The organism is Micromonospora sp. H33 (assembly GCF_052068455.1).
GTDB lineage: Bacteria > Actinomycetota > Actinomycetes > Mycobacteriales > Micromonosporaceae > Micromonospora.
In genome coordinates this window covers 25,471-38,082 of sequence record NZ_JBQHDE010000016.1, presented here as the reverse complement: position 1 = coordinate 38,082, position 12,612 = coordinate 25,471, and the positions used below count along the sequence as shown (strand labels likewise).

Below are 12,612 nucleotides of genomic sequence, written 5' to 3'. Positions count from 1 at the left end.
GAGGACAATGCGCGGACTCAACGGCAAGGTCGCCGTCGTCGCCGGTGCGGCGCCGGGCAACATCGGCGGTGCGACAGCTGTCCGCCTGGCCGAGGAGGGCATGCTGGTCGTCGCGGCGGATCTGAGGGAGGCGACCGCTCAGGCCGTGGCCGACGAGATCACCGCCTCCGGCGGGACGGCCGTGGGCCGGGGCTTCGACATCAGCGACGAGCAGTCCTACCAGGCACTCATCGAGTTCACCGTCGAGCGGTTCGGCGGCCTGCACGGCCTGTTCAACGTGGCCGCGGATCTCTCACCGCAGACCATCGGGCGGGACACCGACGTCATCTCGGAGCCGGTGGAGGTCTGGCAGCGCACCATCGACGTCACCCTCACCGGCTACATGTATGGGATCCGGCACGCCCTGCCGATCATGATCAAGCAGGGTTCCGGCTCCATCGTCAACACCATGTCGAGTTCGGTGTGGATGGGCGAGCCCGAGCACGTCGCCTACCAGGCCGCCAAGAGCGGTCTGGTCGGGCTCACCCGGCACACCGCGACGCTCGGCGGTAAGCACGGGGTCCGTACCAACCTCCTGTCGCCCGGCGTGATCCTCACCGAGACCGCGATCAGGTCCACCACCGAGGAGTTCCGGGAGCAGATCATGGCGTCGGTACGCGCGCCACGGCTGGGCAGGCCGGAGGACATCGCCGCCATGGTGGCGTTCCTCTTCTCCGACGACGGCGCCTACGTCAACGGCCAGTCGCTGCTGGTCGACGGTGGTGCCAACTTCACCTGATCCGCCAAGGGCGCGTGTTCGGTTCGGGCACGCGCCCCGGCGTACCCGGCGCCCAGCACGGTCGCCGGCAGAGCGTTCAGATCCCACCACCAGCTGCTTGCGGAGACGAGCAACGGCTACTACAGGCAGGCGGAACAGCGATGCAATTCGGGATCTTCGGCGTAGGGGACGTGGCCCGCGACCCGGCGACCGGGCGAACGCCGTCGGAGCACGACCGGATCAGGGCGGTGGTGGAGTACGCGAAGCTCGCCGAGGACGTGGGTCTGGACGTCTTCGCGATCGGCGAACACCACAACCCGCCCTTCATCCCGTCCTCACCCACCACGTTGCTCGGGTACGTCGCGGCACGGACCAGCCGGATCCTGCTGTCGACGTCGACCACACTGATCACCACGAACGACCCGGTGAAGATCGCCGAGGACTACGCCATGCTGCAACACCTCGCGGACGGCCGGGTCGACCTGATGATGGGACGGGGCAACACCGGCCCGGTCTACCCCTGGTTCGGGCAGGACATCCGCAACGGGATCCCGCTGGCGGTCGAGAACTACGCACTGCTGCGCCGCCTGTGGCGCGAGGACGTCGTCGACTGGGAGGGCAAGTTCCGTACCCCGTTGCAGTCGTTCACCTCGACCCCCCGCCCGCTGGACGGCGTCCCGCCCTTCGTCTGGCACGCCTCGATCCGCAGCCCGGAGATCGCCGAACAGACCGCGTACTACGGCGACGGCTTCTTCCACAACAACCTCTTCTGGCCCAAGGAGCACGTGCAGCGCCTGGTCGGGCTCTACCGGCGCCGCTTCGAGCACTACGGGCACGGCTCGGCCGAGCAGGCGATCGTGGGGCTGGCCGCGCACCTGTTCACGCGAAAGAACTCGCAGGAGGCGATCCGCGAGTTCCAGCCCTACTTCGACAACTCGCCGGCGTACGGGCACGGGCCGTCGCTGGAGGAGACGATGGCGCAGACCGCGGTTCTGGTCGGGAGCCCGCAACAGGTGATCGACCGGTTGCTGACGTACCGCGAATACGCCGTGGGCGACTACCAGCGCCAACTGTTCAACGTGGACGGCATCGGCGTGCCGCGCCGGACCGTGCTCCAGCAGATCGAGATGCTGGGCGAGATCGTGCCGGTGCTGCGCAAGGAGTTCGCCAACAGTCGCCCCGCCCACGTTCCGGACGCCCCGACCCACGCCACGCTGAAAGCGGCGGCGAGGGCGGGGAATGCGCGCCCGGAGGAGGCCGCACGATGAAGCGCACCCTCGCGGTCGTCTCCGCCGGCCTGCGGCTGCCGTCGTCCACCCGGCTGCTGACCGACCGGCTTGCCGAGGCGGCCGGTCACGAGTTGAAGCAGCTCGGCGCGGAGGCCGACGTCAGCTTCGTCGAGGTACGGGACCACGGGCACGACCTGGTCAACCACCTGCTGGCCGGCTACCCGTCGCCGGAGCTCCGGGCGGTGCTCGACACCGTCGCACACGCAGACGGCCTGATCGCGGTGACACCGACGTTCACCGCCTCGTACAACGGGCTGTTCAAGATGTTCTTCGACAGCCTCGACGACACGGCGCTGGTGGACAAGCCGGTGCTGATCGCCGCCACCGGTGGCACCGGCCGGCACTCGCTGATCCTGGAACAAGCACTGCGACCGATGTTCACCTACCTGCACGCCGCGGTCGTGACCACCGCCGTGTTCGCCGCGCCCGAGGACTGGGGCGCCGGTGAGACGGCCCAGGGGTCGCTGGCGGCCCGGATCGGGCGAGCGGCCCGCGAACTGGCCCGCGAGGTGGACCGGTGGAACGGGCCGAGCATCGAGGACCCGTACGACAACCCGACGCCGTTCGATCGGCTGCTCGCCGGCGAGTGAAACCGGCCCCCGTAACGGCAGGCCCGGGGTCGTGCGGACCGCAGCGCGGCTACCAGATCGGCACAGCGTGCCGGGCGTCGTGGCGAAGGCGGGTCTTCAGCCCTGCGGTCCGTCCTCGTGGCGGTGGCCGGGCTCCCGGCGGTACTCGGGGCGAAGCTTCGCGCTCGCGAAGGCCGCCTTCACCGCCGCGGAGAGCGCTTCGATGTCGTACGCGCCGTGGTGGCGGCGGCCGTTGATGAAGAAGGTCGGCGTTCCGGAGACATCGCTCAGGTCGGCGGAGTCGACGTCCTCGGCGATCCGATCCCTGCCCTTGCGCGTGGCGAGGTGTTCCCGGAACCGGTCGAGGTCCAGGCCGAGCTGGCCGGCGTAGCCGAGTACATCGGCGGGATCGAGCGAGTCCTGGTGATCGAGGAGCAGGTCGTGCATCTCCCAGAACGCGTGCTGCTCCCCCGCTGCCTCGGCAGCCTCGGCGGCGAGCTGGGCGTGCGGGTGGACGTCGGTGAGCGGCAGGTGCCGCCAGACGTACCGGATGTTGGCGAAGTCGGTCAGCAGTTCCCGGACCACCGGCTCCGCCTGCCCGCAGTACGGGCACTCGAAGTCGCCGTACTCGACGACCGTCACCGGCGCTTCGTGGGGCCCGCGTACGTGGTCGCGCTCCGGGTCGACCGGGACCATCAGGTCGACGATCCCCTCGGCGGCGCCGAGCAGCGCCCGGGCACGCCGTGCCGGTGGGAGCAGGGCGGCGACGCGGAACACCAGCCAGGTGACGACGGACGCACCGATCGTCGCGACGATGATGCCGAGCTTCGCCTGGTCCAGGGCGGGGCCGTCCAGCGCATGGGTCGCGATCAGGAGGGCGATGGTGAACCCGATGCCGGAGATCGTGCCCACCCCGATGACGGCGGCCCAGCCCACCGGCGGCCGGAACCGGTCTCGGCTGAGCCGGGTCAGCAGGTACGAGGCGACGGCGATCCCGGCCGGCTTGCCGACGACGTACGCCATCACGACGCCGAGCGTGACCGGGGACGTGGCCGCCCTGGCCAGGAGTTCGCCGTCGATCACGATCCCGACGTTCGCCAGCGCGAAGAGCGGCACGACCAGATAGCTCGCCCACGGGTGGTAGATGTGCTGCAACCGCTCGTTCGGCGACAGCGCCGAGGCGAGCCCGCTCCGGGCCGACCGGGCGAGCTGCGGGGTGGGCTGTTCCCGGAAGAGGCGGAACATCTCACTGGCTCGCTGCAGTTCGCTACGGCCCGGGGCGTAGGCGTAGGTGAGCAGCCCCATCACCAGGCCCACCACGACCGGGTCGACACCGGATTCCGAGACCGCGAGCCAGGCCGCCACTCCCAGCAGCGCGTACACGGGTCCCCATCGCACGCCCGACGCCCGAACGAGCAGGACGACGCCGAAGATTCCCGCCGCGACGAGCAACGCCGTCGGCGACGGATGCTCCGGGTAGGCGATCGCCAGCACCGCGATCACGATCAGGTCGTCGACGACGGAGACCGTCAGCAGGAAGCCCCGCAACCGGTCCGAGAAGCGCGGCCCGAGGACAGCGAGCATGCCCAGCGCGAGCGCCGTGTCCGTGGCCATCACGACGCCCCAACCCGCGGCGGTGGGTTCCCCGGCGTTGAACCCGAGGTAGATCGCGATCGGCAGGAGAATGCCACCGATCCCGGCCAGCAGCGGCAAGGTCACCCGGCGCCGCTCCCGCAGCTCCCCGAGGTCGAAGTCGCGGCGCAGCTCCAACCCGATCACCAGGAAGAAGAACGTCATCAGACCGCTGTTGACCCAGGTACGCAGATCGTGTGACACGCGCCAGTCGCCGAGCTGGACCGAGAACGGGGTACCCCACATCGACTCGTACGACGAGACGTGGAGGTTGGCCCAGGCAAGCGCGGCCACCGCCGCGACCAGCACCACCCGCGCGCTGCCAGTCTCGGTCTGCACGAACGTGCGCAGCGGTGTGTTGAGCCGGCCGACCCAGTCGGTCCGGCCGTACCACCTGCCACGCGGAGTCTCGCCGGTCACGCAGAGATCCTCCCCCACCGACACGCCACCGGGATCGGATTCCGGCAGCCACCACGCCAGCCGGCCAGGGACTCTGACACCGGTCCTAGTGCTGGTGCGGCCGGTTTCGGACGAGGAGGAGGGCGATCAGGGCGGTAGCGAAGAAGACGACGGCGTTGATCTGCAACCCCGCCTGCACGCCCGCGGTCAGCGCCTCGGCGAGCGCCGCCCGGACCGGATCGGGCAGCGCCTCCGTGCCGCTGCTGCCGGCGGCCACCGACGACTGCACCGCGGTGCGGGCCGGCTCCGCGACCTGGTGCGCGGCGAGCCGCTCCGGCAGCTCGGCGAGCAGCCGGGTGGTGAGCAGGGTGCCCAGCAGGGACGCGCCGAGTACCGAACCCACCTGGCGGGCCGCGTTGACCGCCCCGGAGGCCATGCCGGCCTGAGCGGGCGCGACGCTGGCGAGCGCGGCGGCGGTCGCGGGGGCGACCACCAGACCGCTGGCGGCACCGAAGAGCGCCAGCAGCGGCCAGCGGTGACCGAACGTGGTGGCCGGGCCCTGCGCGGCCAGGCCGAGGCTGGCCAGACCGCCGAGGAGGAGACCGGCGGTGAGCGGCGCCTTGAAGCCGGTGCGGCGGATGGCCCGTCCGGCGCCGAACGCGGCGAGCGCGTAGACACCGAAGAGCACCAGCATCCGCCAGCCGGTGTCCAGCGGGTTGAGGCCCTGCGCGCGTTCGTGGAACAGGACGAGGAGGATCGCCACGCCGGTGAAGCCGAACAGCGACACCGCGGCGACGACCATGACGGCGCTGAACGACGCCGACCGGAACAGTCGTACGTCGAGCATCGGCGCGGCGGCGCGCAGCTCGACCAGGACGAACCCGACCAGCGCGGCGGCGGAGCCGAGCCACGCGGTGACCACCGGTGGGCTGGTCCAGCCGTCGCGTCCGGCCTGGATCACGGCGTAGACGAACGCGGCGATGGTGACGGTGCCCAGCAGCAGTCCCGGCAGGTCCAGCCGGCCGCTGCCCTGCCGGGACTCGGCCACCCCGACCGCGGCGACGACGAGGGTGACCACGCCCAGCACGATGGTCGAGAGGAAGACGGTGTGCCAGTGATACTGCCTCAGCAGCGCTCCGGCGATGAGCGGGCCCACTGCCAGGCCGATGCCGGAGGCGGCCGACCAGGCGGTGATGACCTCGGTGCGGCGGTGCGGATCGGTGAAGGTCACACCGAGGATGGCCAGGCTGTTCGGCAGGATCAGCGCGCCGCCGACGCCGGCCAGGAGCTGCCCGGCGATCACCCAGGCGGGGGTTCCGGCCTGCGCCGTCACGGCGCCGCCGAGGATCATCGCGATGACGCCGGCGGCGAAGAGCCGCTTGCGTCCGTAGCGGTTGCCCAGCGTCGCGGCGGACAGGACCAGGCTCGCCACCGCCAGGGTGTAGGCGCTCGGGATCCAGATCAGGGTGGTCGGCTCGACGCGCAGGTCCCGCTGGATGGTGGTCAGGGCGGAGACGGTCGCGGTGATCTGCAGAAAGGTGATCGCCGCGCCCAGGCACATGGCGACGAGGGTCGCCACCTGGGAACTGCGGGCCGGTGACTGCGGCGCCCGCCCGGGCGGCGTGGCAGCCGACCCGGTCGGGTCCAGGGTTCGCTGGTCGGTCACAGGGGCTCCGGGAGAGGTGGGTTCGCGGTGGCGCCGGCGGCGAAGGTGCTGCTCGCCGCGCCGGCGACGGGCGGCGAGGGGTGGGTGGCGGGGGTCACGGCAGCTGCGGGTAGAGCGCGGCCACGCCGCCGGAGAGCTTGCTGCGCACGTCACGGCTCAGGTCGTCGGCGACGATCTCGTACGCGTCGGCCGCGAGCTGGTCGACCGCGTACCGGGCGACGTCAGCGGGGGCGTGCTTGGCGGCGGTGACCGCCCGAACCATGTCGGTGTCCATGAAGCCGACGTGCAGACCCGCGACCCGGATTCGCGCCGGGGCGAGCCTGACCCGCAGGCTGTTGGTCAGCCCCCACTGGGCGGTCTTCGCGCCGCTGTACGCGCCGAGGCTGGGCAGGGCCAGCCAGGAGAGCACGGACAGCACGTTGAGGATCATGCCGCCCCCGTTTCCCTCGATAACCGGGGCGAATGCCCGGACCGTGGAGAGGGTGCCGAAGTAGTGGGTCTCCATGTCCAGCCGGATCTGCTCCACGTCGCCGGTGAGCAGGTCCGCTCCGGTGGCCGAGCCAGCGTTGTTGATCAGCAGGGTGACGTCGCCGGCTTCCGCTGCGGCGGCCGCCACGGACGCGGGGTCGGTGATGTCCAGTTGCAGCGGGCGAGCACCGGGAAGGTCGATCTGCCCACGGTCACGGGCGGCGGCCCAGACGGTGGCACCGCGAGCGAGGAGTTCGCTGGCGATGGCGCGCCCGAAGCCACGGTTGGCCCCGGTGACGAGGGCGGTTGCGGCCGAGATGTCCATGTCGTCCCTGTCTGTGGGTGGAAACCCGCCTCTGGCTTATGCGAGGGCAAGTCAGGCGCAGCCCAGTGAACCACCTGACTAGCGTCACCGCAAGCCAGCCCGTACCCTTGTCCGCATGACGGATCTGCGGGAGGACCGGGACGCCTGGTCGTCGGCCAACTGCTCGATCGCCCGGGCGATGGACATCGTCGGCAGCAGGTCGGCGATGCTCGTCATGCGCGAGGCCCTGCTCGGCACACGCCGCTTCGACGAGTTCGTCCGCCGGGTCGGCATCGGCGAGCCCGCCATGGCGGCCCGACTCAAGGAGATGGTCGCCGCCGGTCTGCTCGAACGGATCCCCTACCGGGAGCCGGGGCAGCGCACCCGCCACGAGTACCAGCTCACCCGAAAGGGCCGCGAACTCCTCCCCGTCATCACCGCCCTGCGCGACTGGGGCGACACCTGGGCCGCCGACGACGCCGGCCCGCCCGTGCGCGCCACCCACCGCGGCTGCGGCCACCCCATTCGGGCGGCGCTCCGCTGCGCGCAGGGCCACGACGTCGAGGAGGGAAACATCGAGATCCTCGCCGGCCCCGGCCTGGTCAGGAAGAGTGACGAGGGACGGTGAGCCACCGGGCGGCGGTGGGTCGCGGCCACGAGTCACCATCTCGACACACCTCTATCCCATCGCCTGCCGTGCCACGAACACTTCTCCCATGGAGAACAGCGAGCGTGAGCGCAGGGACGAGCGTTTCGAGAAGGTAGCCGAGGAGACCTCCGAGACCGTGACACATGCGGCCACGGTGCTGGAAGAGGAACTCGCGGCGGGCATGGCCAGTGCCCGGCGGCTCGAGGAGAGGCTCAGCGCCGACCGTAGAGTGGATCCGGAGGCGTTCGACGAACTGGTGGCGCGGGTCCGCACCGACGGGCACGCACTGATCGACACCGTGGTCGCGCAGTTGAAGACAACAGACGACCAGCGCGGTGAGGTCGTCCGCCGGTACACCTCGGACGCGCACGACGCGCTGGACACCGTCCTCAACCTCGCGCGGCTGGTACCGGACGTGGCCAACGGGCTTGCCGACCGGCTCACGCCGCCGGCCCCACAGAACCCGGCGCCGTCGGACAGGTAGGCCGGCGATGGCGGCAACCACCGGCGTGGCCGGTGGCCACGTCGAGCACATGCTGGAGCGCTACCGCACGCTCGCGATCGGCGCGCTACTCGACGACGTGCCCTCGGGCGGGCCGCGTTACCTCTACCACCTGGTGGCCGAGTACCCACAGCGCTGGGGCAAGGGGCTGCGCGCCGCACTGTGCCTCGCGACCTGCCGGACGTTCGGCGGCGCGACGTCCGTGGGGCTCAACGCCGCGGTGACCGTGGAGCTGTTCCACAACGCGTTCCTCATCCACGACGACATTCAAGACGAGAGCGAGCAGCGGCGCGGGGCACAGACCCTGCACGCCGAGTACGGGGTCGGCGTCGCCCTCAACGTCGGCAACATGACCAACCTGCTCGCGTTGCAGCGGCTTGCCGCCAACCGCACGGCGCTCGGCTCGGGGATCGCGTGGCGGCTGTTCGAGGAGACCGAGCTCATGCTGCGCCAATCGTTGGAGGGGCAGGCAATCGAGATCGGCTGGATCCGCGACAACGTGTGCGACCTGGACGCCGACGCCTACTACCGCATGTGCCTGAAGAAGACCTCCTGGTACACCTGCATCTACCCGTGCCGCACCGGAATCCTCGTCGCCACCGGCCGGCACGACGCGGTGGACGTCCTGGACCGTTACGGCTGGTACCTCGGCGCCGCGTTCCAGATCCAGGACGACGCGCTCAACCTGACCGGCGACTATGCCCGGTACGGCAAGGAGATCGCGGGCGACCTCTGGGAGGGCAAGCGAACGCTGATTCTCATCGACTTCATGCAGAGGTGCACCGGGGACGAACGCGAGCGGCTGGTCGAGTTCCTGAGCCGTACGCGGGCGGAGCGCACGGCGGCGGAGGTGCGCTGGCTGCACGGGCGCCTCCTCGCCTACGACTGCGTCGAGGCCGCGCGCCGCAGCGCGCGGGAACTGGCCGCGGCCGCACTGCGCGAAGGACAGCGAGCGCTGGGCCCGGCCGCCGAGACCGAGGACGGCCGGTTCCTGCTGGACCTGACCGAGTACGTCGTGGAGCGCAGCCGGTAGGGGCCCGCCACGCCGTCAGCCACCCCGAGGAACGGCTGCGTTCACGGCCCGTCCAGCCAGTGCCACATACCCACCCGCACGGGCACACCGGCAGACGCGTGGAGCAGGGGATCACCGGAGGGCGCCGGCAGTCCCGCCCCCGTCAGCAGATCCTGGTCCAGCCGGAGCAACTCGGCCCGGCGCAGCGGCCACTCGGGGTGTTCCACCTCCGCTGTGGCGAGCCGGCCGGCGACGACCGTGAACAGGCGGTACCTGGCGGTGAGGAAGTGGGCCAGTTCGTCGCGTTCACTCTCGTCCAGAGAGGGGCCGAACCTCACCTCGGCGTCACATCGCCGCCGAGGACCGGGCCAGCGGCGCCCACAGCGATAGGTGACCCGCTCGCCGGTGACCCGTACCGCCATGTCCGACCAGAAGTAGGGCAACCGGTAGCCGGCTCGGGCAGCCAGAACCGCGGGCAGGCGCGCCGCGTCCAGCGACAGGAACCAGATCCCGCCACGACCTCGCCGGTCGCGGACGTACGTCCGTACGTTGGTCTCGGGAAAGCTCGACAACCACGGTACGGCCGGTAGCACCGGTGCCCGGACCCCCTGCATGAGAAACGGCGTCAACCCGACCCAGGCGGATCCGTCGAACGTCTCCACCACCAGCCCGGACGGCAGCATCGACTGCAGCACCGGGGGCGGAAAGCGCCAGTGGATGAACGCGATCCAGTTCCAGCGGTGATACATGACCGGTCGCGCCACCCTCGGCGACGGCGGAGCCTTCATCGACCCGTTCCTCCACGCGCTGCACCTGCGGGCGCGGTTGTCGTTATCCACACACCGGAGTTCGCGCTCGAGCAGGAAATCGACCCCGTCCAGCAGGCGGTGGCAGTGCGAGGGATCGACTGCCCTCGGGCGGGTGTCGGAGACCAGCCTGTCGCAGTTTCGTTCGCTTGTCCTGCGTCTGCCACGAGCTTGTCGGCCGGCTGTGACCCACGTCACCCCACCTCACGGCTGACGTGTGCCGCCCCGTCTCGTGGTTGTCATCAACCTGAGAAGGGACGGGGACATGAACAGGATCATGGTTCTCGGCGCGGGATACGCGGGACTGGCTGCGGCAGTGAGCCTGGCCGGGCGCACCACGCGCCGCGACGACGTGCAGATCACCGTCGTCAACGCGGAAGAACGGTTCACCGAACGGCTTCGGTTGCACCAGGCCGCTTCCGGGCAGCGACTGGCGGACCTACGCATCCCGGAGTTGCTGGACGGTACCCGGGTGGAGTTCGTGCGTGGCTGGGTCACCGGCGTCGATCCGGCCGCGCGTAGCGTTCGTATCGACGACGAGCGGGTGTTGGAGTACGACCGGCTGGTCTACGCGCTGGGCTCCGTGGCCGACACCGCCGCGGTTCCCGGTGTGGACGACCACGCCTACACGCTGAACAGCGCCCACGACGCTCAACTGCTGGCACGACGGCTGGCCAGTCTGGGGAGCGGCACCGTGGCCGTATGCGGCAGCGGGTTGACCGGTGTGGAAGCGGCGGCCGAGATCGCCGAGCAGCACCCGGCCCTCGACGTCGTACTGATCGGTCGGCAGGAACCAGGCTCGACGCTGGGGCCGAAGGCGAAGGCGTACCTGCACGGCGCGCTCGCCCGGCTCGGGGTACGGGTGGTCGGCGGAGTCGAGATCGTCAAGGTGCTGTCCGAGTCCGTGGAGCTGGCCGGAGGGGACAGCGTCGCGGCGGACGTCGTGCTGTGGACGAGTGGGGTACGGGTGCCACCGCTGGCGGCCGCAGCGGGATTTGAGGTCGACGAGCGCGGCCGTATCGTCACCGACGCGGCGCTGCGGTCGGTGTCGCACCCGGAGGTCTACGCGATCGGTGACGCGGCCGCGATCCGGCAGGGCTACGGGGTCATGCACGGCACCTGCCAGAGCGGCATGCCGACCGGCGTGCACGCCGCGGTGTCGATTGTGCGGGAGTTCAGCGGCAAGCAGCCCAAGCGGTTCCGGTTCGGATACCTCCACGCCCCGATCAGCCTGGGCCGCCACGACGCGGTCATCCAGTTCACCCGTCCCGACGACAGTCCCAAGAAGCTTCACCTGACCGGCCGCCGGGCCGTCTGGTACAAGGAGACCGTGAGCTCCTCGCCGTGGCCGTCGTTCGTACGCCTGAAGAAGTTCCCCTCCGCGGGGTCGTTCGCCTGGCGCCGCGGCGGCCGGTTCACCCGGTGAGGCCCTCCGACCAGACGGTCCGGGTGTTCGACGAGCACCGGAGCCTGCTGTTCTCCGTGGCCTACCGCATCCTCGGCGCCGCAGCCGATGCCGAGGATGCGGTGCAGGACGCCTGGCTGAAATGGTCTGCCGCCGACCGGTCGCAGGTGGCCGACCCCAAGGCATACCTGGTGCGGATCGTGTCGAACCTGGCGATGGACCGGCTGCGATCGGCCCGGGCCCAGCGGGAGACGTACGTCGGCCCGTGGCTTCCCGAGCCGATTCTCACCAGCACCGACACCGCCGACGAGGTGGCCGCCGCGGACTCCGTGTCGATGGCGCTGCTGGTGGTACTGGAGACGTTGACCCCGCTGGAGCGGGCGGTGTTCGTGCTCAGGGAATCCTTCGGGTTCAGCTACGCCGAGATCGCCGACGCCGTCGAGCGGTCCGAGGAGGCCGTACGCCAGGCCGCGCACCGCGCCCGCGGGCACGTCCAGGCCCGACGGCCGCGCTTCCACGCCGATCGCATACGGCAGCGGCAGGTCACCGAGCACTTCCTCGCCGCCGCCGTCGGTGGCGACATCAACACGCTGATGCAGCTGCTCGCACCAGACGTCACACTGTGGACCGACGGTGGCGGCAAGGTCCGCCAGGCGATGCGGCCGATCACCGGCGCGGATCGGGTGGCCACCTGGTTCGCGGGCATAGCTGCCCGCCCGTATCAGGGCGTCGCGCCCGCCGAGATGGCCATCGAGCTGGTCGAGCTCAACGGCCGGCCGGGCGTCGTGTTCAGCGGCGCGGGCCGCGTCATCGCCACGCTCACCCTCGATGTTGACCAGGATGGCCACATCGCCGCGATCCACAACGTCGCCAACCCCGACAAGCTCCGGGCCGTCGCCGCCCGGACCATCCACCACATCCAGGCCGACCACTAGCCATCGCCCCGATATTGCGAGGGCAACAACGCGAAAGCCCGTTTACCGATGGTTCCGGTGACGGGCTCGCTACCTGTCGATACTTATGGCTTGTAAGAACTGGCGCCTCGTCCGGGCCTGTCCGTGCGCGTCTGCGACCTCGACGGCTGATCCGTCGCCGGCCCGCGTCGTCCGCCGAAGTTCCGCGCCGTTGCTGTCTGACACCGTTGCTGTCGACAG

12 protein-coding genes are annotated in these 12,612 nt (G+C 70.7%); 8 read left to right on the top strand and 4 right to left on the bottom strand.

Annotation, left to right across the window (positions count from 1 at the left end):
• Nucleotides 1–7: 7 nt before the first annotated feature.
• From ACTMS0_RS25905 to ACTMS0_RS25895, 3 genes are all read left to right on the top strand, one after another.
• Complete coding sequence (locus tag ACTMS0_RS25905; protein WP_441157869.1) at nt 8–778, top strand: SDR family NAD(P)-dependent oxidoreductase; 771 nt, start codon at nt 8–10, stop codon at nt 776–778.
• Nucleotides 779–918: 140 nt separating this feature from the next.
• On the top strand, nt 919–2,025 hold the full coding sequence (locus ACTMS0_RS25900) for a CE1758 family FMN-dependent luciferase-like monooxygenase (RefSeq protein WP_441157868.1): 1,107 nt from the start codon (nt 919–921) through the stop codon (nt 2,023–2,025).
• Entirely contained in the window at nt 2,022–2,636 is a 615-nt protein-coding gene (locus ACTMS0_RS25895) for an FMN reductase (RefSeq protein ID WP_441157867.1), read from the top strand. The genes ACTMS0_RS25900 and ACTMS0_RS25895 overlap by 4 nt, the downstream gene beginning before the upstream one ends.
• 96 nt (nt 2,637–2,732) lie before the next feature.
• Here ACTMS0_RS25895 and nhaA read toward each other — a convergent pair whose 3' ends face one another.
• The 3 genes from nhaA to ACTMS0_RS25880 all read right to left on the bottom strand — a co-directional run bounded on the left by nhaA (nt 2,733) and on the right by ACTMS0_RS25880 (nt 7,105).
• Nucleotides 2,733–4,667: a Na+/H+ antiporter NhaA gene (gene nhaA / locus ACTMS0_RS25890; protein WP_441157866.1), complete on the bottom strand. Its 1,935-nt coding sequence runs from the start codon at nt 4,665–4,667 to the stop codon at nt 2,733–2,735.
• 85 nt (nt 4,668–4,752) lie between these two features.
• Nucleotides 4,753–6,312, bottom strand: a complete 1,560-nt coding sequence (locus tag ACTMS0_RS25885) for an MFS transporter (RefSeq protein ID WP_441157865.1) — start codon at nt 6,310–6,312, stop codon at nt 4,753–4,755.
• Nucleotides 6,313–6,406: 94 nt separating this feature from the next.
• Complete coding sequence (locus tag ACTMS0_RS25880; protein ID WP_441157864.1) at nt 6,407–7,105, bottom strand: SDR family oxidoreductase; 699 nt, start codon at nt 7,103–7,105, stop codon at nt 6,407–6,409.
• 115 nt (nt 7,106–7,220) lie between these two features.
• On the opposite strand from ACTMS0_RS25880, the gene ACTMS0_RS25875 reads away from it, so the two are divergent.
• From ACTMS0_RS25875 to ACTMS0_RS25865, 3 genes are all read left to right on the top strand, one after another.
• Complete coding sequence (locus tag ACTMS0_RS25875; protein WP_441157863.1) at nt 7,221–7,712, top strand: winged helix-turn-helix transcriptional regulator; 492 nt, start codon at nt 7,221–7,223, stop codon at nt 7,710–7,712.
• 88 nt (nt 7,713–7,800) lie between these two features.
• Nucleotides 7,801–8,217, top strand: coding sequence for a hypothetical protein (locus ACTMS0_RS25870; protein WP_441157862.1), 417 nt, complete (start codon nt 7,801–7,803; stop codon nt 8,215–8,217).
• A 7-nt stretch (nt 8,218–8,224) separates the two neighbouring features.
• Nucleotides 8,225–9,268, top strand: coding sequence for a polyprenyl synthetase family protein (locus ACTMS0_RS25865; protein ID WP_441157861.1), 1,044 nt, complete (start codon nt 8,225–8,227; stop codon nt 9,266–9,268).
• A 41-nt stretch (nt 9,269–9,309) separates the two neighbouring features.
• On the opposite strand, the gene ACTMS0_RS25860 is transcribed toward ACTMS0_RS25865, so the two are convergent.
• Entirely contained in the window at nt 9,310–10,035 is a 726-nt protein-coding gene (locus tag ACTMS0_RS25860; RefSeq protein ID WP_441157860.1) for a YqjF family protein, read from the bottom strand.
• Nucleotides 10,036–10,318: 283 nt separating this feature from the next.
• Here ACTMS0_RS25860 and ACTMS0_RS25855 point away from each other — a divergent pair, with 283 nt between their 5' ends.
• Both ACTMS0_RS25855 and ACTMS0_RS25850 read left to right on the top strand, forming a co-directional pair.
• The gene (locus ACTMS0_RS25855; protein ID WP_441157859.1) at nt 10,319–11,479 is read left to right on the top strand and encodes an NAD(P)/FAD-dependent oxidoreductase; all 1,161 of its coding nucleotides are present in this window, start codon (nt 10,319–10,321) and stop codon (nt 11,477–11,479) included.
• Nucleotides 11,476–12,393, top strand: a complete 918-nt coding sequence (locus ACTMS0_RS25850) for an RNA polymerase sigma-70 factor (RefSeq protein WP_441157858.1) — start codon at nt 11,476–11,478, stop codon at nt 12,391–12,393. Before ACTMS0_RS25855 ends, ACTMS0_RS25850 begins: the two co-directional genes overlap by 4 nt.
• The last annotated feature ends 219 nt before the right edge of the window (nt 12,394–12,612 follow it).